The organism is Rugosimonospora africana (assembly GCF_016862975.1).
In the GTDB taxonomy this organism is placed as follows: Bacteria; Actinomycetota; Actinomycetes; order Mycobacteriales; family Micromonosporaceae; genus Rugosimonospora; species Rugosimonospora africana.
On sequence record NZ_BONZ01000067.1, the window covers coordinates 1 to 25,893 of the forward strand.

At 70.6% G+C, this 25,893-nt stretch carries 23 protein-coding genes; 16 read left to right on the forward strand and 7 right to left on the reverse strand.

The window, feature by feature from the left end; all coding sequences use genetic code 11:
• Positions 1-182 precede the first annotated feature (182 nt).
• The 3 genes from Raf01_RS32675 to Raf01_RS32685 form a co-directional block, all read right to left on the reverse strand.
• Positions 183-677, reverse strand: a complete 495-nt coding sequence (locus tag Raf01_RS32675; protein WP_203921936.1) for a nuclear transport factor 2 family protein — start codon at positions 675-677, stop codon at positions 183-185.
• A gap of 395 nt (positions 678-1,072) precedes the next feature.
• The gene (locus Raf01_RS32680; RefSeq protein ID WP_239134125.1) at positions 1,073-1,753 is read right to left on the reverse strand and encodes an Rv1363c family protein; all 681 of its coding nucleotides are present in this window, start codon (positions 1,751-1,753) and stop codon (positions 1,073-1,075) included.
• 24 nt (positions 1,754-1,777) lie between these two features.
• Positions 1,778-3,019, reverse strand: a complete 1,242-nt coding sequence (locus Raf01_RS32685; protein WP_239134126.1) for a PucR family transcriptional regulator — start codon at positions 3,017-3,019, stop codon at positions 1,778-1,780.
• A 545-nt stretch (positions 3,020-3,564) separates the two neighbouring features.
• Here Raf01_RS32685 and Raf01_RS32690 point away from each other — a divergent pair.
• The 14 genes from Raf01_RS32690 (at position 3,565) to Raf01_RS32755 (ending at position 19,657) form a co-directional block, all read left to right on the forward strand.
• The gene (locus Raf01_RS32690; RefSeq protein WP_203921937.1) at positions 3,565-5,358 is read left to right on the forward strand and encodes a sulfotransferase family protein; all 1,794 of its coding nucleotides are present in this window, start codon (positions 3,565-3,567) and stop codon (positions 5,356-5,358) included.
• A 43-nt stretch (positions 5,359-5,401) separates the two neighbouring features.
• On the forward strand, positions 5,402-6,031 hold the full coding sequence (locus Raf01_RS32695) for a hypothetical protein (RefSeq protein ID WP_203921938.1): 630 nt from the start codon (positions 5,402-5,404) through the stop codon (positions 6,029-6,031).
• A gap of 71 nt (positions 6,032-6,102) precedes the next feature.
• Positions 6,103-6,774: a hypothetical protein gene (locus tag Raf01_RS32700; RefSeq protein WP_203921939.1), complete on the forward strand. Its 672-nt coding sequence runs from the start codon at positions 6,103-6,105 to the stop codon at positions 6,772-6,774.
• Between the two features lie 91 nt (positions 6,775-6,865).
• A complete protein-coding gene (locus Raf01_RS32705; protein ID WP_203921940.1) occupies positions 6,866-8,392 on the forward strand; it encodes a hypothetical protein in 1,527 nt (508 codons plus the stop codon).
• Between the two features lie 156 nt (positions 8,393-8,548).
• Positions 8,549-9,511, forward strand: a complete 963-nt coding sequence (locus tag Raf01_RS32710) for a sulfotransferase family protein (RefSeq protein WP_203921941.1) — start codon at positions 8,549-8,551, stop codon at positions 9,509-9,511.
• A 387-nt stretch (positions 9,512-9,898) separates the two neighbouring features.
• Positions 9,899-11,065, forward strand: a complete 1,167-nt coding sequence (locus Raf01_RS32715; RefSeq protein WP_239134127.1) for an ABC transporter ATP-binding protein — start codon at positions 9,899-9,901, stop codon at positions 11,063-11,065.
• A 13-nt stretch (positions 11,066-11,078) separates the two neighbouring features.
• Positions 11,079-11,864 carry an MlaE family ABC transporter permease gene (locus Raf01_RS32720; RefSeq protein ID WP_203921942.1) on the forward strand — a complete coding sequence of 262 codons (786 nt, stop codon included), beginning with the start codon at positions 11,079-11,081 and terminating at the stop codon, positions 11,862-11,864.
• Complete coding sequence (locus Raf01_RS32725; RefSeq protein ID WP_275413102.1) at positions 11,864-12,745, forward strand: MlaE family ABC transporter permease; 882 nt, start codon at positions 11,864-11,866, stop codon at positions 12,743-12,745. The genes Raf01_RS32720 and Raf01_RS32725 overlap by 1 nt, the downstream gene beginning before the upstream one ends.
• The gene (locus Raf01_RS32730) at positions 12,745-14,004 is read left to right on the forward strand and encodes an MCE family protein (RefSeq protein ID WP_203921943.1); all 1,260 of its coding nucleotides are present in this window, start codon (positions 12,745-12,747) and stop codon (positions 14,002-14,004) included. Before Raf01_RS32725 ends, Raf01_RS32730 begins: the two co-directional genes overlap by 1 nt.
• Positions 14,001-15,038 carry an MCE family protein gene (locus Raf01_RS32735; RefSeq protein ID WP_203921944.1) on the forward strand — a complete coding sequence of 346 codons (1,038 nt, stop codon included), beginning with the start codon at positions 14,001-14,003 and terminating at the stop codon, positions 15,036-15,038. The genes Raf01_RS32730 and Raf01_RS32735 overlap by 4 nt, the downstream gene beginning before the upstream one ends.
• A gap of 46 nt (positions 15,039-15,084) precedes the next feature.
• Positions 15,085-16,095, forward strand: coding sequence for an MCE family protein (locus tag Raf01_RS32740; RefSeq protein ID WP_203921945.1), 1,011 nt, complete (start codon positions 15,085-15,087; stop codon positions 16,093-16,095).
• Complete coding sequence (locus Raf01_RS32745) at positions 16,092-17,141, forward strand: MCE family protein (protein ID WP_203921946.1); 1,050 nt, start codon at positions 16,092-16,094, stop codon at positions 17,139-17,141. Before Raf01_RS32740 ends, Raf01_RS32745 begins: the two co-directional genes overlap by 4 nt.
• 47 nt (positions 17,142-17,188) lie before the next feature.
• Complete coding sequence (locus Raf01_RS32750) at positions 17,189-18,544, forward strand: MCE family protein (RefSeq protein WP_239134128.1); 1,356 nt, start codon at positions 17,189-17,191, stop codon at positions 18,542-18,544.
• An 18-nt stretch (positions 18,545-18,562) separates the two neighbouring features.
• Positions 18,563-19,657 carry an MCE family protein gene (locus Raf01_RS32755; RefSeq protein ID WP_203921947.1) on the forward strand — a complete coding sequence of 365 codons (1,095 nt, stop codon included), beginning with the start codon at positions 18,563-18,565 and terminating at the stop codon, positions 19,655-19,657.
• A 107-nt stretch (positions 19,658-19,764) separates the two neighbouring features.
• Here the strand turns inward: Raf01_RS32755 and Raf01_RS32760 are convergent, their stop codons facing one another.
• Positions 19,765-20,061, reverse strand: a complete 297-nt coding sequence (locus tag Raf01_RS32760; protein ID WP_203921948.1) for a DUF4873 domain-containing protein — start codon at positions 20,059-20,061, stop codon at positions 19,765-19,767.
• On the reverse strand, positions 20,058-20,810 hold the full coding sequence (locus tag Raf01_RS32765) for a TetR family transcriptional regulator (RefSeq protein WP_239134129.1): 753 nt from the start codon (positions 20,808-20,810) through the stop codon (positions 20,058-20,060). The genes Raf01_RS32760 and Raf01_RS32765 overlap by 4 nt, the downstream gene beginning before the upstream one ends.
• Positions 20,811-20,863: 53 nt before the next feature.
• On the opposite strand from Raf01_RS32765, the gene Raf01_RS32770 reads away from it, so the two are divergent.
• The gene (locus Raf01_RS32770) at positions 20,864-21,817 is read left to right on the forward strand and encodes an AurF N-oxygenase family protein (protein WP_203921950.1); all 954 of its coding nucleotides are present in this window, start codon (positions 20,864-20,866) and stop codon (positions 21,815-21,817) included.
• Positions 21,818-21,904: 87 nt separating this feature from the next.
• On the opposite strand, the gene Raf01_RS32775 is transcribed toward Raf01_RS32770, so the two are convergent.
• Complete coding sequence (locus Raf01_RS32775) at positions 21,905-23,152, reverse strand: hypothetical protein (protein ID WP_203921951.1); 1,248 nt, start codon at positions 23,150-23,152, stop codon at positions 21,905-21,907.
• A 284-nt stretch (positions 23,153-23,436) separates the two neighbouring features.
• On the opposite strand from Raf01_RS32775, the gene Raf01_RS32780 reads away from it, so the two are divergent.
• Positions 23,437-25,155: a glycosyl hydrolase 53 family protein gene (locus Raf01_RS32780; RefSeq protein WP_203921952.1), complete on the forward strand. Its 1,719-nt coding sequence runs from the start codon at positions 23,437-23,439 to the stop codon at positions 25,153-25,155.
• Here the strand turns inward: Raf01_RS32780 and Raf01_RS32785 are convergent.
• Positions 25,142-25,858 carry a DUF624 domain-containing protein gene (locus tag Raf01_RS32785; protein WP_203921953.1) on the reverse strand — a complete coding sequence of 239 codons (717 nt, stop codon included), beginning with the start codon at positions 25,856-25,858 and terminating at the stop codon, positions 25,142-25,144. The two genes, Raf01_RS32780 and Raf01_RS32785, sit on opposite strands and share 14 nt — an antisense overlap.
• Between the last annotated feature and the right edge of the window lie 35 nt (positions 25,859-25,893).

The following is a 25,893-nucleotide window of genomic DNA, read 5'->3' on the forward strand; positions in this document are numbered from 1 at the left end:
ACGACCTACGACACTTCGTAGCCGTAGCAAGGGCCCTGTGGATAACTCGGCGACCAACTTTGCCGGACTCCAGTTTCAGCTAGCACATCCACGTTGTATGGACCTGTGGAGGTGCCGCCTGACGCGAAAGGGGCTCTGCGAAAGGGGCTGCGAGAGAGGGGGCTGCGCGAGAGGGAGCTGCGTCACTTGCACGCTGAGCCGGACTGGTTACCGGTGAAGGTGTCGATGTTCTCGATCCGCCACCGTCCACCCTGGCGTACCGCGTCGACCGCGAACATCGCACCCGCCGTCGAGGTGGCCTTGGTGACCGCGCTGGTGCTGCTCTGTGTCGCGAACACCAGCACCCGGGCCCGGTTTCCGGTCAGCGCCTCGACACCGCTGTTGGTGACCGTCACGGTGACCACCAAGTGCTGCTGCGGTGCCTGCTGCCGGACGACCTGGAACAAGGCGTCGTATTCGCAGACGGCGTTGCCGACCAGCAGACCGTGTGCCGCCTGTTGGGTCTTGTCGAGGTTGCTGTAGTCGTACGAGAAAAGGGTGTTGACCGCGCTGGCCACCTGGCCGTTGACCGCGCTGGTGTCGGCTCCCGCGGTCAGCGCGGTGTTGGCGGCGCTCGTGGTGTTCTGCAGGTGCCGGGCGTTGGCCGCGAACCAGACCGCGAAGCCGCCGAGGAGCACGGCCAGTACGGCGAGTGCGACGGGTACGCTCCACGGCCGGCCGCGCAGTGCGCCCAGCCGGCTGATCCGAGGCTCGGCGGAGGCGGCGGAGGCGGAAGCCGCGGCAGAACCGGCGGAGACTGCGGAAGCGGAAACTGCGGAAGCGGGGTCGGCAGAAGCGGTGGCAGAAGCGGCAGCCTGTTCCGCCGGACGGGGTTCCCGCTCAGCGCTCCGGCGTTCCGGCTCAGTGCTCGGGCGTTCCGGCTCCGCGCCCTGGCGCGTGGCGCCCGTGCGACGGGTGACGCGCCGGGGCGTCGGCGCCTGGGAAGGGCGGTAACGGGTCGGTGGCGGCATCTATCTGCGTCCTCTCAGCTCGCGGTCCTCACGGCTCGCGGTCCTCACGGCTCGCGGTCCTCTCAGCTCGCGCTCACCGGTACCTGCCCGACGGCGGACAGTTTCCAGCCCGTGCCGGTACGGGTCAGCTGCCCGGAGAGCCGCTCCCGCTTGTCGGCCGGTTGCCCGCTCGCCGGAGTGACGGTGATGTCCACGGCGACGATGACGCTCGCCTTGCCGGCGTGCTCGTCGAGTTCGGTCACCGCACCGTCGAGCACCTTCGCCACGGTGACCGTCTTCGCCTCGGCGATCTGGCTGAGGAAGGTCGCGCTGCCACTGACCAGCTGGTTGTGCAGGTCGCCGGTGGTGGAGTCCTGCCAGACCTTGATGCCCTGCTGGGCGGTGCGGTAGTCGAGGGTGTTCAGGTTCTGGATGGCCTGCTCGCCGGCGCGCAGCACGTCGTCCCGGGTACGCGAGTAGGTCAGCGTGTCGTCGTGCGCCGCCGCGTACCACGACCATCCGAACCAGCCGGTCGACACGACGGCGGCGGCCACCATGGCGAGTGCCAGCAACGTCCACAGATTCGCCCGCCCGGCCCGGGCCGGCGGCTCCTCGACCGACGAGGCCGACGACCGGTCCGGCAACAAGGCCGACGACCGCTCGGCCGAGGACACCGACGAGGCCGGCGACCGGTCCGGATCGTCGGGCGGCGCGAGACGAGCCGAGCCGAGCTGGTCGGCGTCGTCGACAGAGGCGGTATCCATTCGATGCTCCACTGTGGATAGTCGCTAGTTGCGCTTGCGGTTGGCCGCACGGGTGGGGCGCTCACGCAGCCGGCCGGCCCGCATCACCAGGTCCAGCGCGAATCGCGATTCGGGATCCTCTAGCTGGTCGCCGAAGACCTGCTCGACCTGGCGCATCCGGTACCGGACCGTCTGCGGGTGGATCGCCATCTTCTCGGCCATTCGCGCGGCCGAGCCGCGGCTGTCCAGCCAGGCGGCCAGTGTCTCGGTCAGCCGCTGCCGGCGGTGCGCGCTCATCCCGTCCAGCGCACCCAGCTCCCGCTTGGCGATCTGGTCGACCAGCGCGGTGTCGGACAGCAGCAGCAGCTCGACGAGGTGTTCCTCGCACAGCACCACCCTGCCGGCCTCGATGCGGCCGTCCTCGGCGAGTGCGAGCGCCTGGCGCGACCAGCGCAGGGATTCGGCCGCGGAGGCCAGGCTCACCGCCGGTCCGACCGCGATGCGCGAACCGGCCAGCCCGACTTCGAGCATCGCCGCGCGCTGTTCGGTCAGTGGTCCGGGAATCAGCAGGTGCGGTTCCACCGCGTCGAGTTCGGCGAGCACGTCGGTGTCGAGCAGGCTCTTGTCGTACGGCAGTGGCCGGGTGGCGACCATCGTCACCTGGTCGGGAACCGGCCAGCAGGCAAGGCCGGCGAGTTCGACGATCGCGGTGGACGGCGCCGGGGGACGCTCCAGGATGAGCCGCAGCAGCCGGCGCCGCCAGTGCTCCAGTACGTCGGCCGAGCGCGCCTGGGCCTCCATGTACCCCTGCCGGGACAGCGCGGCCAGTTCGTCCATGTAGTCGAAGAGCGCGTCGGCGAGCAGCGAGATGATCGTCAGGCTCAGGTTGTACTGCTGGGCCACCTTCATCACCCGGTGCCACGCGACCCGGGTACCGATCCGGTACGCGGCCTGGAGGCTGTCCAGGCTCCGACCCTCGTGAGCCTCGTACTGGCCGAGCCGCCGGCATACCTCGTCGCGGGTGTCGTGTGGCCCGCCGGGATTGGCCACCTGGTCGACGAAGGCGGTCAGCGCCTGCTCCACGCCGAGGCGGATGGCCTGACCGTACGGGCCGTTCATCGGGCGGGCGTACTCCGGAATGGTCGTCCGGATCTCCGAAATGATCTCGGCGGCGAGATCCGGCAACTCCATCCGCATGATGGTGGCCAGATTCCGGGGAACCGCCGCGAACGGGTTGGTGTGGCCATTCGCCCTGGACCGCTGGCCCGTATCGAGGGTGTGCGTCACCGAAGTCAGCTCCCCGTCTCACGTCCGTCTGTGATCCGCGACACCTTGACCGTAACGAAAGTAGCGAGTGCGCGAAACATTCGATCCAGACTATTCAGGGAATGATTGCCGTAAATGCAACCAAGGTCGCATCCAACGGGCGTCCGACGCCGCTCCCCCTACTCCGGAAGTGACAAGGTACGGCGATCCCGCTCATCCAGAAGTGACAAGAAACCGGCCGACAGCCAGGTAGCCGACGCCGCGGCCCCGATCGGCGGGGCACAGTCGATCATTCCGGTGCTGTCCGAGCGGCCGGTGGACCGGAATTGCTCGCTGACTGACAATCGGCGGTCGGCCGGTTCATCGAGTACTGACAAGAAACGAAGGCCCCAGGCCCTCTTTCGACGGTACGCCTTGTAGATCATTGATACTCATCAGTAACCTACCGGCGTTCGGGCCCGACGACCACCACCACCTCAGCCCCGGCCTCGATCACCATCACCAGTCCGTGACTCGATGCGGCTCGGACCCCCGACGTCCGGGCCGAGAGCAGGAGGTCGATCCCTATGACCGATGGCGTTGTCACGCAGCCGGTACCCGGGTTTCTCGCGCCCGGTTCCGGCCGGTCGCATTCCACCCCGGATCCCGTGTTCGTGTTGTGCGCCGGCCGGTCGGGGTCGACGCTGTTGCGGTTCCTGCTGGACGCGCACCCGGACCTGGCATGCCCGCCGGAGACCAACGTGCCGACGCTGTGCGGGCAGCTGGCCACGGTGTGGTCGCTGATCGAGGGGGCGCCACTGTCGGCGAACCGGGGCGACGAGCCGCCGGAGATCCCGGACGCGGCGATCGCCGGGGTGCGGGAGACGATGGACCGGATGGTCGGGTCCTACCTCGCCCGGCGCGGCAAGAAGCGGTACTGCGACAAGAGCCTCGGCACGGCGCGCTACACGTACCTGCTGACCCGGATCTGGCCCCAGGCCCGATTCCTGTGCCTCTACCGGCATCCGATGGACGTGATCGCCTCCGGGATCGAGGCGTGCCCGTGGGGACTCAACGGCTACGGCTTCGACCCGTACATCGCGGAGACACCCGGGAACGCGGTGTGGGCACTGGCCCGGTTCTGGGCCGACAACATGACCGTGATCCGGGCGGCCGAAGAGCAGTACCCGGAGCGTTGCCACCGGGTCCGGTACGAGGACCTGGTGGCCGATCCGCAGGGCACCGCGGACGCCGCCTACCGTTTCCTCGGCGTCGACTCGGTGCCGGGAATCGCGGAGGCGTGCTTCGCGCCGGAGAGGGAACGCTTCGGGCCGGCCGACTACAAGATCTGGCACACCTCCCGGATCACGCCCGACTCGGTCGGTCGAGGGTGGACGGTGCCGGTCGGACTGATCGCGGCGCCGGCCCTGCAACGGCTCAACGAACTCTGTGAGCAACTGGGCTACCTTCCGGTCGACGGGTCCTGGGGAACCGCGGAACGGCCGGCGGACCTGCGGGTCGCGATGCCGGGCCAGGAACTCGCACAGGCCCCGGACGCCGAGCCGGTCCCCGCACAGCCAGCGGCCCACACACAGCCGGCAGCCAGCGCACAGACGGCCAGCGCACAGGTGACAGTCAGGTCACAGCCACCGGCCCACACACAGTCAGCGGTCGAGGCGGCAGCAGGCACGGCGACAGCAGGCACAACGACAGCAGGCACAACGACAGCGGGCCCGGCGGTGGTCGATCCGGGCGTCGCCGACCGGCTTCTCGCCGCGTTGGCCCAGCTCGGCGAGGACTTCGCGAAGCGGTGGGAGCCGTGCTCGGCCGACACGTTCATGCTTGTCGCGACCCCGCCCACCGGGTCCGGACCGGCCGCTCGATGGCGGGTCAGCCTCCCCACGGCCAGCGTGACCTCGGTCAACGACCGACCCGTCGACCACGGCGCGGCCCGCGGCGGGAGCGCCCAGAGCGACGGGACCACCCAGGGCAACAACGGGATCCAGGGCAACAACGCGATCCAGGGCGGCAACGCGATCCAGAGCGGCAATGTCCACGACGGAGAGACGATCCACGACGGAGCGGCAGTCCACGACGGAGCGGCGATCCACGACGGCAATGCGATTCACGACGGAGAGGCCGACGAGCCGGACACCGCGTGGGACGTCATCGGCTCCGCCGAGACGTGGGAGCAGATCCTCGGCGGGCGGGCCAACCTGTCGGTCGCGCTGCGCCACAACCAGTTGCGGTACTGCGAGAGCGGCAACGCCGGCCCGGTCGCCGCCGAGGCCCGGATCGGCATGCTCGGCGAACTGCTCGGGCTGACCTCGTGGCGGCAGGCCCGCCGGCACGCAACCCCGGCCCCGGCATCGAACGGATGACCGCGGCCACCGCCCCGAACCACAGAGGAGGAGGAGACCGCACATGACGAGGTCCCGCACAAGAATCCGCCGGTTGGCGGTGATCGCGTCGGCCGGAGTGCTGGCACTCGGCGCGATGCTGGCCAACTCCGGCGCCGCGTCGGCGGCCGTCACGGTCACGCTCAACTACCCGGTCACGGGCACCACTCACCTCCAGGCACCGGATGGCGACCTGGCGCTCGGCCCGGGCACGCTGAGCACGACCGTCGACGTGGTCACCGGGGCCATGACGGCAGATCTCAGCCTGCCGCCGGCCACCGGCTCGTTCACCGAGCTGGGATTCGTCCCGGTGAAGGCGACCACCGAACTCATCCCGGTCGGGCAGGCAACCGGTACCGTCGCGAAGGTCGGCGGCGCGGTCGCGGCCACCGCCCAGGTCACCCTGAAAATCACCAGCCTGACTGTGGCCGGGTTGCCGGTCCTGGTGGGACCGTTCTGCCAGAGCGCGTACCCGGCGACGATCACGTTGGCTTCGCAACCCGGGTGGAGCCCGCCGGTCGGCGGCGTACTCGCGGGCAGCTACACGATTCCGCCGTTCCAGAACTGCCTGCTGGCCACCCCCATGATCAATCTGACAATCCCCGGACCCGGCAACACCATCGCGCTGACCCTCGCGAAGCCGACGGCGGGATGAGCGGGCATTCGGGAGTTCACCAACCCGGGCACCAGTCGACTCTCGGCCATCGATCCTGAAAAGGAGGGAACATGAGTAAGGCCAAGAAAGTCGCGAGCATCGCGTTCACCGGCGCCGCGGCGGCGGTGGCCACCGGAGCGGGCATGGGCGTGGGCGCCGGTCCGGCATTCGCCTCGGGCGGCACGTGGCACATCACCCCCGGCGGCCACTACACGGCGACGAACGTCAGCCCCGCGATCCTGAACGCCAACGGCATCAGCCTGACCTGTCCGGTCAACGCGGCCACCGCGTCCGGCAGCCTGTCCGGAGACGGCCGGACCGGAACCACGGTGCAGCTGGGCACGATCACCAACGCACAGTTCGGTACCGCCGCCAGCCCGTGCAGTCTGCTCGGCTTCGGCGTCGTCGCCCACCTGCACAAGGCAACCACGCTGTCCGCCACCGGCTACGCCGCTCCGGTCACCACCGGCCGGATCGGCGACGGGGCCACCAGCGCGATCAGCGCGAGTGTCAGCGGAGTCAACGGATTCGACTGCCACATGGAGATCAGGGGCGGCTCGCTGCCGGGCTCGTTCAACAACAGCAGCCACAACCTGACGATCAATCCCAGCCACGCCTCGCAACTGGCCATCACGAGCATCGCGCCCAGCAAGTCCTGCCTGGGCCTGTTCGGCGCGGGCGAGCCGGCCTGGTTCGCGGCCAAGTACAACACCAACCCGCAGCAGACCATCACCGACCCGTAGGCCACTTTCACGCGGGCCTGCCGTGCGGTACACCGGTACCGTGCGGCAGGCCGCCGCATCCACCAACTCACATGACAGGGAGCCGGCACGGATGAGGGCCACCGGACGGCGACGGCGCCACGTCGTCAGCGCGGCGGCGATGGCCGCCGTCACCGCGGCATCGCTCTCGCTCGGCGGTTCGATGCGGCAACCCGACGTGGTTCGCGTCGACGCCCCGGCCGCAGCGGTGCCGGGTTTCTACGACTCGATCGACACCGCCGGGTACGCCGCGTGCGCCGATCCGAAAAGCTGGCTGGGGATCGTTCAGCCGCCGACACCGATCAGCGGTTACCTGGCGGGATTCGCCAACGCGGCCAAGCTCGACAGCGCGCTGGAGCTGGGATACCCGACGCCCGCGCTCGGCCACAGCGTCGGTCCGACCGAGGGCAACCAGGCCGGCGCCGCGCGGGTGGGGACGACGACCTACACCTGCGCCCTGGACACGATGGAGCTGGATCACGATGGGGTACGGGAGTTCCCGCCGGCCACGGCGACGTTCCTGACCTTCGGCTTCCAACCCGTGACCGCGACGGCGCATCTCACCCAGGTCGGGCCGGACCCGCTGAAGGGCGTGCTCTACCTCAACGCCACCAAGGATCCCTCCAACGGCCCGTACCACATCGTCGCCACCACCTCGGCGTCGATGCGGATCGACCACGTCCTGGTCAACGGCGTGCCGCTGGACGTGGGCGACAACTGTCACAGCAGCGCTCCCCTGTCCAGCCCCGGCTCTCCGGTCCACCCCGACATGCTCGTACTGCTGGGAGGCAGCGAGCCGGGGGGTGCCACGCCGTTCTTCGCGCACGTCGCGCTCGGCGGCGCGCTCGCCGGGTACGCCACCGTCCCACCGTTCACCGGCTGCGTCGGCCGGGGTGGCGAAGACCTGGACCCGCTGATGACCGCGACGATCTCGGGCGCCGACAACTACGTCAAGATGTACCTGAGCCCGTTGTGCACCAACACCGGCAACTGCACGCCGGACCGGCTGCCGAGCTTCGAGCCCTACTGGACCGTCACCGGCGGCGGCAACTTCCGGGGGACGATGACCTCGCCGGCATTGACGATCAGAGTGAGCGTCGTGAACGGCGGATTCCTGACCGTCACCTGCCCGCAGTCGGCCCTCGACGGCAGCATCCCGGACACGACGGGACCGCCCCGGGGAGATCTCGGCACGGTGCAGCTCACCGCCGGCGGCTGCCGGGGATCGGACGGGAGCACCTGGACGGTCGCGCAGCAGCACGCCGCCGGCATCTCGGGCAACCTGTACGCGTCCGACGTCACGACCGGGAAGCTCACCGATCTCGTGCTCCGGCTGAGCGGCACGAACGTCCCGGTCGCGGGCGGTGGAACGACCCAGTGCGCGTTCACTCTCCAGGGCGGTGTCGGAGTCAACTACGCCAACCCGAACGCGACCGCGAGTCCGGTCCTGACCCTGGTGCAGGGCAGCGCGAACAAGAACGTCCTGACAGTGCCCCCGGAAACGAACACCTGCGCGTCCGTCCTCACTATCGCCGCCGCGCAGCGGACAGTCGCGGCGACCTACAACCTCGACACCAGAATCAAGATCACCAGCCCCTGACCTCGAATCCCGAGAGACGCGAATCCCAACGAACGCGAATCCCCACAGGACGGCACGACGGCCCGGCCTCACCCCTCAGGGAGGAGCAGTGGAGGTAACCCCCGCGACGGCCGCAGACGGCGGCCGGCACCCCGAGATCCGATCGGCTGCCGGAGCATGACGGCGCCCCGGTGGCCCGCCGGCGCGGCGGCGGCCCGCGCCGACGCCAACGGCAGGGCCCGCGACAGCGCCAACGGCGCGGCACAGGAGAGCGCCAACGGCGCGGCACGGGAGGGCGCCAACGGCGCGGTGCGTTCCGCTCCCGTGGTGGTACTGACGTATACCCACGCGGGGGCCCGCCGGCTGCGGACCCTGCTCGGTGACCGGCCCGAGCTGGCGTGCACCTCCGCGACCGGCCTGCTCGCGGCTTGCGACCAGGCGGCCGCGGCATGGCGGCGGACCGAACGCCGCGCCGACGGCTCGCTCTCGGCCCTGGCGACCAGCTCGGTCCGCGCGCTCGCCACCGGGATGATCACCGCGATCGTCGCCCGCGCCGGCCGGCCGCGCTGGTGCGAGACGGTCGCCGCCGACCGCGGTGCGGCGGAGACCTTCCTTCGGCTGTTTCCGGCCACCCGGTTCATCTGCCTTCACCGCGCCTGTCCGGACGTGGTCTACGCGGCGCTGCGGGCCAACCCGTGGGGGATCTCCGGCCCCGGGTTCGCCCCTTTCACCGCCGCCTACCCGGGCAGCACCGTCGCCGCCCTCGGCGCCTGGTGGGGCGGGCACACCGGTTCCATGCTCGCCTTCGAGCAGGCTCACCCGGACAGTTGCCTGCGGCTGCGCTACGAAGACCTGCTCGCCGACACCGAGCGGACCGCGGCCGGCATCGGTGACTTCCTCGGCCTGACCGGTGGGTACCCCGCGCTGTCGGTACAGCCGGTCGGCGCGGGCGCGGGCGCACCGGATCCGGCCGGGGCCGACGCTCCCGGCTGCGGTGCGGAGCTTCCCGCAGGCCAACTCCCCGATGCGCTCCTGACGCACGTCAATGGCATGCTCGCCCGCCTCGGCTACCCGCCGATGGGCCGCGATCCCCGGCCACCGGCCGCACCGGTCGACGACGCGGACCCCCGGACGCCGTGACCTGTAGACAGAAGTCCAGACACCGTGGCCTCCAGACACCGTGGCCTCCAGACACCCTGACGTCTGAACACACCGTGACACCCCGGACAGCGCCGCACCCAGACAGCGCTGCATCCGGACACCGTGACATCCGGACAGCGGGGCATCCATTGTGGACGGTCTCGGTCGGCCGAGCGACTACCTTGATCGCCGTGACGGTGACTTTATCGAAAACTGCTAAGCCGAAAACCCGCGTTCATCGGTCTTTGACAAATTCGGAGGGGCGTTCAACCCGTTTCTTGTGCGCCGTGTTGCCGGCGCGTTAACGTACCAGCCAGTAGCAATCATGTGGGAGGCTCCCGGTTTCGCCATGCGGTGGTCGTCGTCGCGCATACGACAGGAGACTCCATGGGCATCGAAGTCGTGGTCGAGGGACTGACGAAATCCTTCGGGCGCCAGCAGGTGTGGCGCGACGTCAGTCTCACCCTGCCGGCCGGTGAGGTGTCCGTCATGCTCGGCCCCTCGGGCACCGGCAAGACGGTCTTTCTCAAGTCGCTCGTCGGCCTGGTGCGACCCGATCGCGGCCGGGTGCTCATCGACGGCGTGGACATCGCCTCCTGCCGGGAGAAGCAGCTCTACCGCACGCGCCGGCTGATGGGTGTGATGTTCCAGGACGGCGCGCTGTTCGGCTCGATGAGCCTGTACGACAACGTCGCCTTCCCGCTGCGCGAACACACCCGGCTCGGCGAGCGGGACGTCCGGCGCATCGTCGAGGAGAAGATGGCGATGGTCGGGTTGGCCGGTGACGGGCCCAAGCTGCCCGGTGAGATCTCCGGCGGCATGCGCAAGCGCGCCGGCCTGGCCCGCGCCCTGGTCCTCGACCCGCAGATCATCCTCGTCGACGAACCCGACTCCGGGCTGGACCCGGTGCGCACCGCGTACATCTCGCAACTGCTCATCGACCTGAACGCACAGATCGACGCGACCATCCTCATCGTCACCCACAACATTCAGATGGCCCGCACGGTACCCGACAACATCGGCATGCTCTTCCGCCGCAACCTGGTCACGTTCGGCCCCCGCGAGGTGTTGCTCACCAGCGACGAGCCGGCGGTGGCCCAGTTCCTCGGCGGCCGGCGGGAAGGCCCGATCGGCATGGCCGAGGAGAAGGACGACGCGACGGTGGAGCTGGAACTCACCGGTGCCGGAGGCATCGGCGATCGGGCGGGCGAGGATCGGGCTGGTGGCGATCCTGCGCGCATCGGGGACCGGCCGGGCATCGGCGATGGGCCGGGCCCCGGGGATCGGGCGGGCATCGGCGATGGGCCGGGCCGCGGGGCTCGGGCGGGCGGGGATCGGGCGGGCGGCGATCGGGCGGGCATCCCGCCTCAACTCACCCCGACACCCGGCCTGCCCGAACGGCAGGCGGTCAACCGGCGGATGGACCGGGTGATGCGGGACCTGCACCTGCTCCCCCGGGCCGCGCAGGCCGGCATCCTCGCTGGCCTCACCGATGCCGACCGGGCCCGCTACGGCATCTACCGGCGCGACGCCATCCGAGCAGGCGAGTCATGAGCGCGGGTGGGTCATGAGCGCGGACACGGCCGTACCCGGCATCGGCGCGCTGCGCCAGACCGGCAGCCTCTTCTCGCTGGCCGCCAGCGTGGTGGCCAAGACGTTCCGCCGCCCGTTCCAGGTACGCGAACTCATCGAGCAGTTCTGGTTCATCGCCAGCGTGACGATCCTGCCGACCGCGTTGGTGTCCGTGCCGTTCGGTGCCGTCATCGCTCTGCAGGTCGGCTCGCTGACCCGCCAGTTGGGCGCCGAGTCGTTCACCGGGGCGGCCAGCGTGCTGGCCGTGGTGCAGCAGGCCAGCCCGCTCATCACCGCGCTGCTGGTGTCCGGGGCGGCCGGCTCGGCGATCTGCGCCGACATCGGAGCCCGCACTGTGCGCGAGGAGATCGACGCGATGCGGGTCATGGGCGTGTCGCCGGTACAGCGGCTGATCGTGCCCCGGGTACTCGGCGCGATGGGCGTCGCCGTACTTCTCAACGGCATGGTGTCGGTGGTCGGCGTGATGGGCGGCTACTACTTCAACGTCATCATGCAGGGCGGCACGCCGGGCGCCTACCTGGCCAGCTTCTCGGCGCTCGCGCACCTGCCCGATCTGTGGATCAGCGAGATCAAGGCACTGATCTTCGGGTTCATCGCCGGCGTGGTCGCCGCGCACCGCGGCCTTTCCGCCAAAGGCGGGCCGAAGGGGGTGGGCGACGCGGTGAACCAGTCCGTGGTCATCGCGTTCCTGCTGCTGTTCTTCGTCAACCTGGTACTGACCGCGATCTACCTCCAGATCGTGCCGGCGAAGGGGCAGTGATGGGCGACAACTCGGTGATGGCCGACAACCCGCTGATGGCCGACGACGCGGCGCGCTCCACCAACCCGAACCGGCTGGACCGCTCGCTGGGCTGGCTCGACGTCCTCGGCGATCAGGTGACGTTCTACCTGCGCGCGTTGATGTGGGTACCGCGGGCAATGCGCCGGTACACCAGGGAGATCCTGCGGCTGCTGTCCGAGGTGAGCTTCGGCAGCGGCGGCCTCGGCGTCATCGGCGGCACCGTCGGCGTGATGATCGCGATGACGCTGTTCGTGGGTACCGTCGTCGGCCTGCAGGGGTACGCCGCACTCGACCAGATCGGCACATCCGCGTTCACCGGTTTCGTGTCGGCGTACTTCAACACCCGGGAGATCGCCCCGCTGGTCGCCGGCCTAGCGCTGTCGGCCACGGTGGGCGCCGGGTTCACCGCGCAGCTCGGCGCGATGCGCATCTCCGAGGAGGTCGACGCGCTGGAGGTGATGGCGGTACCCAGCCTGCCGTACCTGGTCACCACCCGGATCGTCGCGGGCATCGTGGCCATCCTGCCGCTGTACGGCATCGGCCTGCTCAGCGCGTACCTCGCCGCCCGCGAGGTGACAGTGCTCTACAATGGACAGTCAGCCGGCACCTACGACCACTACTTCGGGCTGTTCCTCGCACCGGTGGACGTGCTCTGGTCGATCGCCAAGGTGCTCATCTTCAGCGCCATGGTGATCCTCACCCACTGCTACTACGGGTACCGGGCCACCGGCGGGCCGGCCGGCGTCGGCGTCGCGGTCGGTCGTGCCGTGCGTACCGCGATCGTTCTCATCAGCGTCGTGGACTTCCTGCTCAGCCTGGCGATCTGGGGCGCGACGACGACGGTGAAGGTGGCCGGCTGATGGTCAAGCTGCGCCGCCGCCTGGCCGGGCTCGCCTTCCTCGCCGCGCTCGGCCTGCTGGTGTGGCTGTCGGTCGCGGTGTACGACAAGCGGTTCGTCCCGGTCGCGATGGTCACCCTCGAGACCGACAGCGCCGGCAACGAGATGCTGCCCGGGGCGGAGGTGAAGGTACGCGGTGTGGAGATCGGCTCGGTACGCCGGATCACCTCGTACGGCGACGGCGCCCGCCTGCAACTGGCGATCCAGCCGGGCCAACTGCACCTGCTGCCGGACAACGTCACCGCGCAACTGCTGCCCACCACGCTGTTCGGCGAACGCTACGTGGCGCTGATCCCGCCGGCGGCTCCGTCACCCCGCCCGCTCGCCGACCACTCGACGATCAGCCAGGACCGCTCGGCCGACGCGATCGAACTGGAGAAGGTGCTGGCCGATCTGTTGCCGATGCTGCAGGCGGTACAGCCGCAGAAGTTGTCGGTCACGCTGACCGCGATCTCGCAGGCGCTGAAGGGCCGGGGCACCGAGCTGGGCACGACGCTCGCCGATATCGACACGTACCTGCGGCAGCTGAACCCGGAGCTGCCGCGCCTGGACGACGACATCAGCCAACTGGTGGCGGTCGCGAACAGCTACGACCGAGCCGCGCCCGACCTCGTCGGCGCGTTGAACGATTTCACGGTGACCAGCAGGACCCTGGTCGACGAGCAGGACCAACTGCGCCAGGTGTTCCAGACCGTCACCACAGCGTCGACCGACCTGACCGGCTTCCTGTCCGACAACCGGGACACCATCATCGCGCTGTCCGGCCACAGCCGGCCGACGCTCGCGCTGCTGGCCGAGTACGCGCCCGAGTTCCCGTGCGTGCTGCAACAGCTGTCGGACTTCGTACCGGACGTGGACAAGGCGCTGGGAAAGGGCACCAGCGAGCACGGGCTGCACGTGACGCTCCGGGTGGCCCAGTCCCGGGGCGCCTACCAGCCGGGCAGGGACACACCCCGGTACGACGCGACCGGCGGACCGCACTGCTACCCGACTCCGTACGCCCCGACGCTGGTGTCTGGCACCGCCCCGGCGGCGAACGCCTCACCGTCCACAGTGGATGTGGTGGCCACGGACAGCATCGCGAACACGCCGCAGGAGAGCGAGTACGTCAACGAATTGCTCGCCGCGTCGCTGAACATCCCGCCGGCGCAGTTGCCCTCGTGGAGCAGCCTGCTGGTCGGTCCGCTGCTGCGTGGCAAGGAGGTGACGCTGGCACCATGAGGCGCAAGAGCATCGCCGGACCGCTGACGAAGGGAATCATCTTCGTCATCGTCACGGTCCTCGCGACCGCCGTGCTCGGGCTGACCATCGCGAACGCCGGCGTGGGCGACACGACCGGGTACCGGGCGGAGTTCACCGACGTGACCGGGCTGAACCCGGGCGACGACGTCCGTATCGCCGGGGTACGGGTCGGCCAGGTCACCGGCATCCAGGTGATCCGGCGGCGCTACGCCGAGGTCCGCTTCTCCGTGGAGCGGGGCCGCCGGCTACCCGCCTCGGTCACCGCCACCATCAAGTACCGCAACCTGGTCGGCCAGCGGTACATCGCCCTCGGCCAGGGGGTCGGCCCGGTGAACGCCACGCTGGCGCCCGATCACACCATCCCGCTGTCACGCACCACCCCGGCGCTGGACCTCACCGAACTGTTCAACGGATTCCAACCGCTGTTCCAGGCACTGTCGCCGAACGACGTGAACCAGCTGTCCACCGAGATCGTGCAGGTGTTCCAGGGCGAGGACACGACGGTGGACAGCCTGGTCTCGCACACCGCGTCGCTGACCACCACGCTCGCCGCGAAAGACGAGGTGATCGGTCAGCTGATCGACAACCTCAACGCGGTACTCACCACCGTCAACTCGCGCGGCGACGAGCTGTCCGGCATGGTGACCACCCTTCAGGAGCTGGTGTCCGGGCTGGCCGACGACCGCAAGCCGATCGGCGACGCCATCTCCGCCATGTCCACGCTGACCACCAGCACCGCCGGCCTGCTCCAGGACGCACGCGGCCCGCTGAGCCAGGACATCGACTCGCTCGGCGACGTGTCCACCAACCTCGCCGACGCGCAGCCAGCGCTGGACCAGTTCCTGAAGCTGCTGCCGCTGAAGCTGAACGACATCACGACCCTGGCGTCCTACGGCTCGTGGCTGAACTTCTACCTGTGCACGGCCACGGTCGGCCCGGTCGGTGTGATCGGCGGCCCGCCCCTCGCCCCGCCGATCGGCGTGGTCGACACCGGAGCGAGGTGCCAGGGATGAGACGGGGGCGGGATGAGGGGGTGCCAGCGATGAGGAGGTGCCCGGGGTGAGAAGGTTCCTGCGCAATCCCGCGGTCATCGGCGTCCTCGGCCTGATCCTGCTGGCCGGCATCGTGGTGCTCGCGCTCAACGCGGACAACCTGCCGGTCATCGGCGGCGGCACCGCGTACACCGCGGACTTCACCGAGGCGGCCGGCCTCAAGCCGGGCAACGAGGTGCGGGTCGCCGGGGTCAAGGTGGGCAAGGTGACCGAGGTATCGCTGGCCGGAGCGCATGTGAAGGTACGCTTCCGGGTCAAGCACACCTGGATCGGCGATGCCAGTACGGTCGCCATCAAGATAAAGACGCTGCTCGGTGACAAGTACCTCGCGGTGAACCCGCTGGGTGACGACGACCAGCGGCCCGCTCGGGTGATTCCGCTCGGCCGGACCACGTCGCCGCTCGACGTCACCGAGGCGTTCGATCAGCTCTCCTCCACGATCGGGCAGATCGACACCAGTACGCTGGCACAGGGCTTCGAGGCGATCGCGCAGACCTTCCGCGATACGCCGCCGGAGATGCGCTCGATGCTGCAGGGCTTGTCCTCGCTGTCGCAGACCATCTCCTCGCGCGACGCCCAGCTGGCCCAGCTGCTCGCCGCGACGAAGCAGGTCACCGGCCAGCTGTCGGGCGAGAACAGCCAGTTCCAGGCGCTGTTGCGGGACGGCAACCTGCTGCTGGCCGAGATCCAGTCCCGGCGCGACGCGATCGGCGCGCTGCTGTCCGGTACCCAGCAACTGGCCACCCAGATATCCGGACTGGTCGCCGACAACACCGCGCAGCTCGGCCCGACCCTGACCGCGCTGGACACGGTGACCAGCGTCCTGCAGCGCAACCAGGACAACCTCACCAAGGCGCTGGCGCTGGCCGGCCCGTACTACCGGCTGGTCGGCAATACTGTGGGCAACGGCCGCTGGTTCGACAGCTACCTGTGCGGCCTGGTTCCCAACTCGTACCTGCCACCGGGCGCCGGGCCGCCGACCGGCTGCATCCCACCGAAGCCAGGGAGCGGGAAATGACCCGGGCGACGACAAGCAAGCTCGCCGCGGCCGCCGCGGCCCTTCTGCTCGCGACCGCGGGAGGGCTGTACTGGGCCTGGCGGGACGCGGGTACCACCCGGGTCAGCGCCGAGTTCCCAGAGGCGGTCGGCGTCTACGCCGGTTCCGATGTCCGGGTGCTCGGGGTGGTGGTCGGGCGCATCGACGCGGTACACCCGCAGCCCGGCCAGGTCCGGGTCGACATGACCATTCACCGGGGCATCCGGATTCCGGCTGGCGCCCTGGCCGCGGTGGTGGCCTCGAGCGTGGTCAGCGACCGGTACGTGCAGCTGTCCCCGCCCTACACCGGCGGCGCCCGACTGGCCGACCACGCCGTCATTCCGATCAGCCGCACCGCCACCCCGGTCGAGCTGGACCAGCTGTACCAGAGCCTCGACCAGCTCGCGTCGGCACTCGGCCCGAACGGCGCCAACGCCAACGGCGCGCTCTCCGACGTGCTCAACACCGGCGCGGCCAACCTCGACGGCAACGGCCGGGATCTGGGCAACCTGATCGCGCAGCTGGGCGCGGCCACCCGTACCCTGTCCGGCTCGGAACAGGACCTCGTCGGTACCGTCGACAACCTCGCGCAGTTCACCACGATGCTCAAGGACAACGACGCCCAGGTACGGCAGGCCGAACAGCAGCTGTCGCAGGTGGCCGGGTTCCTCGCCGACGACCGGCACAGCCTCGCCGCCGCGCTGGACCAACTGGCCACCGCGCTGGGTCAGATCGCCGACTTCATCCACGACAACCGCGACCGCATCAAGTCCAATGTGGACAAACTCGCCTCGATCACGCAGATCCTGGTGAAGGAGAAGGCGTCGCTGCAGGAGGCCCTCGACGACATCCCGCTGGCCGTCACCAACCTGCTCGGCGCGTACGACCCGAGCATCTCGACCTTCGACGGACGGGCCGACCTCAACGAACTGAGCATGGGCGGCTCGGCGACCACGAGCGCCGTCGCGGCGCCGGCGCTGCCGCTGCCGGCGGCCGGTCCGGTACAGACGACGAAGGCGGGACAGTGATGCGCCGGCGGGCGGCGGACCGGCCGGCGCACGTGGCAGGAGCGCGTGTGGCGGGGGTGCGCGGGGTGGCGGCGTGCGCGACCGTCCTGCTGGCCGCGGCCGTCGCCGGGTGCGGTTCCGGCGACTTCGCCGGGGCGTACAACCTGCCGCTGCCCGGCGGCGCGGACCTGGGCGGCCACCCGTACCGGGTGGTGGCCGACTTCGCCGACGTGCTCGATCTGGTACCGCAGGCCGCCGTGAAGGTCAACGACGTGGCGGTCGGCCGGGTCGAGAAGATCGACCTGCCGGCCGGCGGCTGGACCGCCCGCGTCACCATGCTCGTCAACGGCGACGTGCACCTGCCCGCGAACGCCGAGGCGCACCTGGAGCTGTCCAGCCTGCTGGGCGAGAAGTACGTTCAGCTGATCGCGCCCGACGGCGCGAGCGGCACGCTGAGCAACGGCGACGAGATCCCGCTGGCCAGGACAAACCGCAACCCCGAGGTCGAGGAGGTCCTCGGCGCGCTGTCCCTGCTGCTCAACGGCGGCGGCATCGACCAACTGCACACCATCACCACCCAGCTGAACGACGCGATGAGCGGCAACGAGCCGCAGATCCACTCGATGCTGCAGCAGATCCAGACGCTGGCGTCGAACCTCGACGCGCACCGGAGCGACATCACCGCCGCGCTGGACGCGCTCAACCGGCTCTCGGCCACGCTGGCCGCCCGGGATCAGCAGATCGGTACCGTGCTGGACAGCCTCGCCCCCGGCCTGGCGGTGCTGAATCAGCAGCGGGAGCAGCTGGTCACCATGCTGCAGTCGCTAGACCGGCTCTCCGGTGTGGCGGTGGACGTCATCAACCGCAGCAAGGACGACTTCGTCGCCGACCTCCAGTCGCTGGCCCCGATCCTGCGCCAGCTCGCCAACGCCGGGCAGGCGCTGCCGCAGGCGCTGCAGGTGCTGCTGACGTACCCGTTCAGTGACGCGGTACTCGACGACATCAAGGGCGACTACCTCAACGTGTACCTGTCCGTGTCGGCGATCCCGGGTACCCAGATCGTCGCGCCGCTGGTACCCGACGCTCTGCTGAATCCCAGCGGCGCGACGGCCGGCGTACAAGGCGGCACGCCCTCCGGCGCTGCCAGCCCGAGCGTTCCCCCGCCGCTGCCGCTGCCGCCGGTGAGCCCGACGGCGGGCGCCCCGGCGACGTCACCCACGGCGCCGGGCTCGGCACCCGGGTCGTCGGCCCCCGGGTCGTCGGCCCCCGGATCGTCGGTACCCGGGTCCCCCACGGGCTCGGCACCGGGAGCACCGCCCGGCTCCCCCTCGGACTCGCCGTCCGGGTCCGGTGCGCCCGCCAGCCCCTCCGCGGGCTCGTTGTCTTCCGCCGGAGTGCCCGACTCAGTGTCCCCGGAAGGGTGATTGCCGATGCTCACCGGTATGACCAGGCTGAGGCTCGTGGCGTTCGCCGTCATCGGGGTGCTCGTCATCGCCTTCATCGCGGTCCGGTACGCCGACCTCGGCCGGTACGTCGGCCTGCGCGGCTACTACGTGGTACACGTCGAACTGCGCGAAGGCGGCGGCATCTTCACCAACGCCGAGGTCACCTACCGGGGCGTGACAGTGGGCCGGGTCGGCGCCATGCGGCTGACCGGCGACGGCGTCGAGGTCGACGCGCGGATCGACGACTCGGCGCCACGCATCCCGTCGGACGTGCGGGCGGTGGTGGCGAACCGTTCGGCGGTCGGCGAGGAGTACCTCGACCTTCGCCCGCAGTCGGACAACGGGACGTACCTGGCCGAGGGCGCACACATCGAGCGGGCGAACACCCAGACCCCGCTGCCGGTCACCGGCCTACTGACCACTGTGGACGGTCTGGCCAACTCGGTACCGCAGCAGTCGCTGCGTACCGTGGTCGACGAGCTCGACACCGCGTTCGCCGGCCGGGGCCAGGATCTGCAGATCCTGCTGGACACCAGCAGCAGTCTGGCCAACGCGGCGAGCAACGACATCGGTCCCACCACCACACTCATCGACAACGGTCAGGTCGTGCTGACAAGCCAGCGCGACGAGAGCGACGCGCTGGAGTCGTTCAGCCACGACCTGAACCTGCTGGCCGCCCAGTTGGCCGGCTCGGACCCGGACCTGCGCCGGCTGCTGGCCGCCGCACCCGAGGCGGCCGACCAGATCACCGGACTGCTGCGGGACACCGACCCGGCCCTAGGAGCTCTGCTGAGCAACCTGCTGACCACTTCCGATGTCGCGCTGGTGCGCCAGGACGGCATCGAGCAGACACTGGTGACCCTCCCGGCCGCGGTGGCGGCGGGGTCGACAGCCATCGGGCCGTCCGGTGCCGCGTTCGGGATGGTACTGACCTTCTTCGATCCGCTGCCGTGCACCGCCGGGTACGGAGGCACCCAGTACCGCAACGGGCTGGTCACGTCACCGAACGCGAACCCCAACACCGGCGCCCGGTGCACCTCGCCGCCGTCCAGCGGAGTGGACGTCCGCGGCTCGGCGAACGCGCCGCACTGACCGGCGCGGCCGACCGGCGCGCACTGACCGGCGCGGCCCACCCGCGCGGGCTCACCGGTGCGGGCTCGCGGCGCGGACTGACCCGCACGGGCTGACCGGGGCCACGGCTACCAGGGAGGGCGACCGGTGCCGCGCAGCCGCACCCCGCCCCACGGGTCGACGTCGCCGAGCCGCGCCTCGCACGGCGGGCGGTCGCCGACGCTGACCCGGACGGACCGGGTGCCGGCGCGGACCAGCCCGGCCAGCGCCGGATCCGGGGTGAGCCGGCCGCCCCAGTGGAACCTGCCGTCCACCGGCTCGACGTGCCCGGACAGGTGGGCCTCGCCGCGCACAGTGACCTCACCGGCGACGACCACCACCGGGCCGGCGTAGCCCTCCTCGCCGTGCGAGCCGCTGTCGCTCATGTTCGATCCTGGGGCGCCAGCAGGTGGTGCGGCAGGTCGGCGGACTCGCGGACCCCGGCGATGCCCTGCCACAGCAGGGTCGTCAGGTACTCGGTGAGCGCCGTGCGCGACATCGGCCGCTCCTGTGCCATCCACCAGTCTCCGACCGCCTGCACCATCGCGACCATCCCGTACGCCCACGGTTCGGCCGGCCCGGCGTCCAGGCCGAGCGCGCGCAACCGGTCCCCGATGACCCGGGCCAGCGCCGCCGCGGTCGTCCGCGACGATGCGCTGACCACCACCGAGATGCCGTCCTCGGCGTGGCTCATCAGGTACCGGTACAGCTCGGGGTTCGACTCGATCGCGGCCAGGTACGCGTCGATGGTCGTCCAGATCAGTGGCCGCTCCTCGCGGACCCGCTCGATGGCCGGCGCGACCGCGCCCACCACGCTGGCCGCGACGCGCTCCCCGACCGCCCGCCACAGTTGCGCCTTGTCGGCGAAGTAGCGGTACAGCACCGGTTTGCTGACACCCGCGACGCGAGCCACCTGTGCCATGTCGACACCCGGCCCGTGCCGCACGATCGCGTCGATGGCCGCGCTGACCAACTCGGCATGCCGGTCACGCCGGTGCTGCTCCCAACGGGTGCGCCGGCCGTCATTAACCGGCTCACTGACGGGCTCACTGACGGGCTCATCACCAGGCTCACCGACGGGCCCGCCGCCGGGTTCGCTGGCCAGCTCATTGACAGGCTCATCGATCGATTGCACGATACCAGTAGTAACAGTTACTCCGGGAAACATCAATCCTTCCGGGAGCTGCCATGTCCATCGACAACGGCGAGCGGGTCGACAACAACGAGCGCGACGGCAGCGCCGAGCGGAACGGCGGCAGCGAGCCGATCGGCGGCGAGCGGCTGGCGACCCGCCTGCTCGAGTCCTCCGTGCGGCGCTCGTATGACCCCCTGATCGAAATCGACTGGGCGGCGCCGATCGACGGGGACCTGTTCTGGCTCGATCCGCGACGCAGCAGCCTGTACGGCACGTCGCTGTGGGACGGCCTGGATCACCGGCAACGGGTGGAACTGACCAAGCATGAGGTCGCGAGCGCGGCGGGCGCCGGGATCTGGTTCGAGACGATCCTCATGCAGATGCTCGTCCGGCAGTACTACCACCAGGACCCGACCAGCCGAGACGCGCAGTACGCGCTGACCGAGGTCGCCGACGAGTGCCGGCACTCGGTGATGTTCGGCCGGCTCATCGAACGCCTGGGCACACCGGTCTACCGGCCCGGGCGCGTCGACAACCAGTTGGGCAGGCTCCTCAAGGCGACGGCCCGTGGGCCGGAGATGTACTCGGCCACGCTCATCGTCGAGGAGGTGCTGGACCGGTTCCAGCGCGAAATCATGTCCGACGAGTCGCTCCAGCCGCTGATCCGGATGGTGTCCCGGGTACACGTGGTAGAGGAGGCGCGCCATGTCCGGTACGCACGGGCGGCGCTGGAACGCTGGGTGGCCGCCACCGGCCCGGTCGGCCTCGCGGCGACCCGGCTGTCCCTCGGACGCACCGCGATGGCCGTGGCGACCTGGCTGGTGCACCCGCGCGTGTACGACGCGGTCGGCATCGACCCGGCGACCGGGCACGCCGCCGCCCGCCGCAACCCGCACTGGCGCGAGACGCTGCGTTGGTCGGCGGAGAAGGTGGTGGCGACGTTCGACGACCTCGGCCTGATCAGGGGCCCCGGCGCGGCGTTGTGGCGCCGCAGCGGCCTCATCTGACCGCGGCTCGCGGCCCGGCCACACGGCGCCGCAACGCCCTCAGCTGGCCGCAGCTCCCGACCCGGCCCACAGTGCGCCGCAACGCCCTCAGCTGACGGCGGCTCCCGGCCCGGCACCAACCGCGGGCCCGCCGGCGAGGCCCTCGCGTCGGCCAGCGGCGCGAGGTGTCTCGTCGGGCGGATCGCTGTCGTCGTCGACCGTGCCGGCCGCCGCGGCGGTGGAGGCCGCGCCGGCCAGAACCTCGGTGGCGGCCGTGTCCGCCAGCGTGGCGGTGAGGGCCGGGACGGCCAGTGTGGCGCTATCGGCCAGCACCGCGGTAGAGGCCGTGTCCGCCAGCACGGCGGCAGAAGCCGTGTCCGCCAGCATGGCGGTAGAGGCCGTGTCGGCCAGCACGGCGGTGGAGGCCGGGACAGAGATCGACGACGCCATCGCCAGCGCGGGCATCCGGCGGCGCCGCACGGCGCGGCTGCCGAGCAGGCCGGAGACCAGCAGGCAGGCCAGCGCGACGACCGCGACCGCCAGCCACGCGAACGGAGGTGAGCCGGAGCCGGTCCGCGCGGTCGCCGCGCCCATGAGGACTCCGGGGACGGCGCTCGTGGAGAGTGTGGACACCGGTGGCGACGCCTGGACAGACGTCGCCGCCGCAGTCGTGGCACCGGTCGCAGCCGCCGGCGTCCGCACCGGTTCCAACGGTGCGGACGGTTTCGACGTACGGGCGCCGGTCGCTGGGGCCGCGCGGGTCGGCGCGCGCGTTGTGGACCCCGGCGGACTGCCGCCCGTTCCCGCGGCCAGCCCGACATCGATGTTCGGGTTCTCCCCTATGGACTCCACGTCGACCTCCAGCGCGGGCTGGTCGACCACCGACCCGGACGAGACGATGTCGACCGTGTAGCTGCCCTTCGGTGCGCTGGCCCCAAACGTGAACTGGAAGTGGATGGTGAGCTGTTGCCCCGGCTTCAGCGTGATGTCGTTGCCCCAGCCGAAGATCACCTGCTCCCCGCTGGACCCCCAGGTGGCGTCCTCCTGGCTGCCGGTCTTCCACTTCCCGGTAACGGGGTCCTGTTCTCGGGCCGAGATGTCCGCGTGCGCCGAGGTCTTCTCCCAGGCGATGAAGAAGACGGCCGAGGTGTTGCACAGCAGCGGGTACGGCGTGTTCTGCGTGATCCTCAAGCTCGCCGAGAGCGTCGCGGGCGGCTGGAGACTGTGTGGCAGGGCGCTCAGCGTCTCGGTTTCGTGCCCCTGGCCGGTGTCGGCTGCCGCCGTACCCGTGCCGAGCACCGGTGCGGCCAGAAGCACCAGACACGTCACCAGTGCGATCCGGCTCCCCGTGCGCATCCGCCGCCTCCTGACGCATGGCGTCGCCGGTGAGTCGGGCCGCCCGGACCGGGAGCATACAGCGCATCACCCACCTGCGGTGGCCCACGGGGCGACCCGACGCCGACCCCGGCACGCACCGATCGGCGCGCGACGACCGGAGCGCGGTGACCGGCACACACAGACCGGCGCCCATTGACCGTCGCGTCTTGACGGTCGCGTCTTGACGGTCGCGTCTTGACCGCTTCTGCCTGACAGCGAGAGGATCGCGACGCCGCGATACCCGCCCTGCCGAGAGGTGCGCGATGTCGAACCCGTCTCCGTCGTCCCCGGTACCACCGGCCCGCGTCGCCCACCCGCGTCGGCGGAGCGGCGTCCGGGCAGCCCAGATCTCCGCCATCATCGTCGCCCTGGTCGCACTGCCGGGTATTGCCCTGTCCAGTACCGCCCTGCCCGGCACAGCCCTGAACGGCGCCGCGCTGGCCGACGCGCCACACCCGGCCGCACCCGCGACGCCCAAGCCGGCGCTGCGCGTCGATCTCGCCGTCGGCAGTGCGGCCACGGCCAGCTCCACCGCGGCCGGCGCGCCCGCGGCCAACGCCGTGGACGGCAGCGCGACCACGGCGTGGTGCGCCAACCAATGGACCGGCAGCGTGGTCGTCGACCTGGGCCGGTCCGAGTCGCTCGACAGCGTCGGATTCACGCTGGCGGCGACCGCGTCACCGTCGACGGTCGCGGTCGACCTGGGTACCGTCGCCGGGGTCTGGCAGCCCGTCTCGTCGGCGCGGAACCTGGCCGCGAACGGCGACACTCCGGCCTACGTTCCGCTGCCCGCCGGCCAGAAGGCCCGGTACGCGCGGCTGACCGTCACCACCGGCGACGGCACCCCGGCGTGCGTCGGGGAGTTGCGGCTCTACGGCCGGGACACCGCCACCGATGGCATGATGCTCGGCGCCGACCTGTCGTTCACCGCGCAGGAGCTGGCAGCCGGTACCCGTTTCTCGGACCGGGGTGCCGACACCGATCCGGTACGGGCCATGCGCGACCACGGTGCCAACTACGCCCGGATCCGCCTGTGGCTGGCCCCGCCCGCCGGGTACAGCGACCTCGCCAACGACCTCGCCCTGGCCCGCCGCGTGGTGGCCAGCGGGATGAAGGTGTACCTGGACATCCACTACTCCGACTTCTGGGCCGATCCGCAACACCAGGACACGCCGGCCGCCTGGCAGGGCCAGGATCTGCCCACGCTGGCCGCGACCGTGCGCGGCTACACCCACGACGTCATCGCGGCGTTCGCCCGTCAGGGCACACCGGTGAGCATGGTGTCGATCGGCAACGAGATCCGCAACGGCATGCTGTGGCCGACCGGCCAGATCGACTGGACCGCGGACACCGGCTGGGACAACCTCGCGACGCTACTCAAGGCGGGTGTCGCCGGCGCCGAGTCGGCCAACCCTCCGCACCACCAGCTCCGCGTGATGCTGCACTTCGACGAGGGTGGCAACAACGCCGACAGCTACCGGTTCTTCACCAACCTGGTCAGCCGCGGCGTGCCGTTCGACGTCATCGGCCTGTCGTACTATCCGTTCTTCCACGGGCCGGTGGCCGCGTTCCGGGACAACGTCGACAAGCTGGCGACCCAGTTCGGCAAGGACATCGTGGTCGCCGAGACGCAGTACGCGTGGACTCTCGCCAACGGCGACACCACCGGCAACTTCGTGTGGCAGGCGAGCCAGACCGAGGGCGGGTACCCGATCTCCCCAGGCGGCCAGCTCTCGCTGGACAGCGACCTGCTGTCGATTCTGGCCCAGCTACCGGGCGGCCACGGCGCCGGCCTGTTCTACTGGGAGCCGGAATGGGTGCCGGGCGTGGGTTGGGAGCCCGGTGCCGGCACGCCGAACGACAACCTCACGCTATTCGACTTCCAGGGCCGCGCGCTGCCGTCGATCGGGCTGTTCGAGAACCCTGCCGCGGTGTGCCGGCGCGGCGACCCGTACTCGGTGCCCTGCGTCATCGCGCCGTGAGCGGAGGTTGCGCTCCGGTGGTGAACCGCCGCGTCACTTCCGCGACCATCGGGCGGCTGGTCATCAACAGCGCGGCCGCGAACACCGACGCCAGTAGCATGACGACCGCCTCGGAGGAGATGGCGGTGACGCCGACAGCCACGACAAGGAGGCCGAGGTTGCCCACCGCGACGCCGGGCCGGCGCCCGAGAAAGTACGTGGCCAACCGCAGCACGTCGATCGCCCGGAACGCGAACAGCGACGTGATGACCAGCGCGTTGACCACCACGAGCGCGGCGATCGCGGCGATCAGGACCAGCAGCACCGCCCACCATCCGGGAACGTGTGCGGTGCCGAGGTGGGTGAGGTTCACCGCGAGGACAGTCAACACCACGAGCGACGGAACCCAGATCCGCAGAACGCCTCCGACGTTCAGCTTGTACCCGCGCCAGAACGCGGCCGCGGGCCGCAGGTCGGTCAGGTCCAGGCTGCGCCGGTCCACCGCATACAGGGCGGCGGACAGGGCCGGCCCGAACGGCAGCGCGCAGGCCGCGGCGAGCGGAGCGTTGCTCGCGTCGCGGTCGAGCAGCACGAGCACGGCCAGCCCCGGTGCGGTACAGACCAGAAACAGCACCTCCACGACCAGCAGGGTGTAGATCAGCGCGGCGGCGCGTGCGAGCGGTCCCTCGCCGAACTGCCGGCCGGCTTCGGTCCTGACGCTCATCGTGGATCCCATCGGTTCATGGGGCGCCGGCTGCC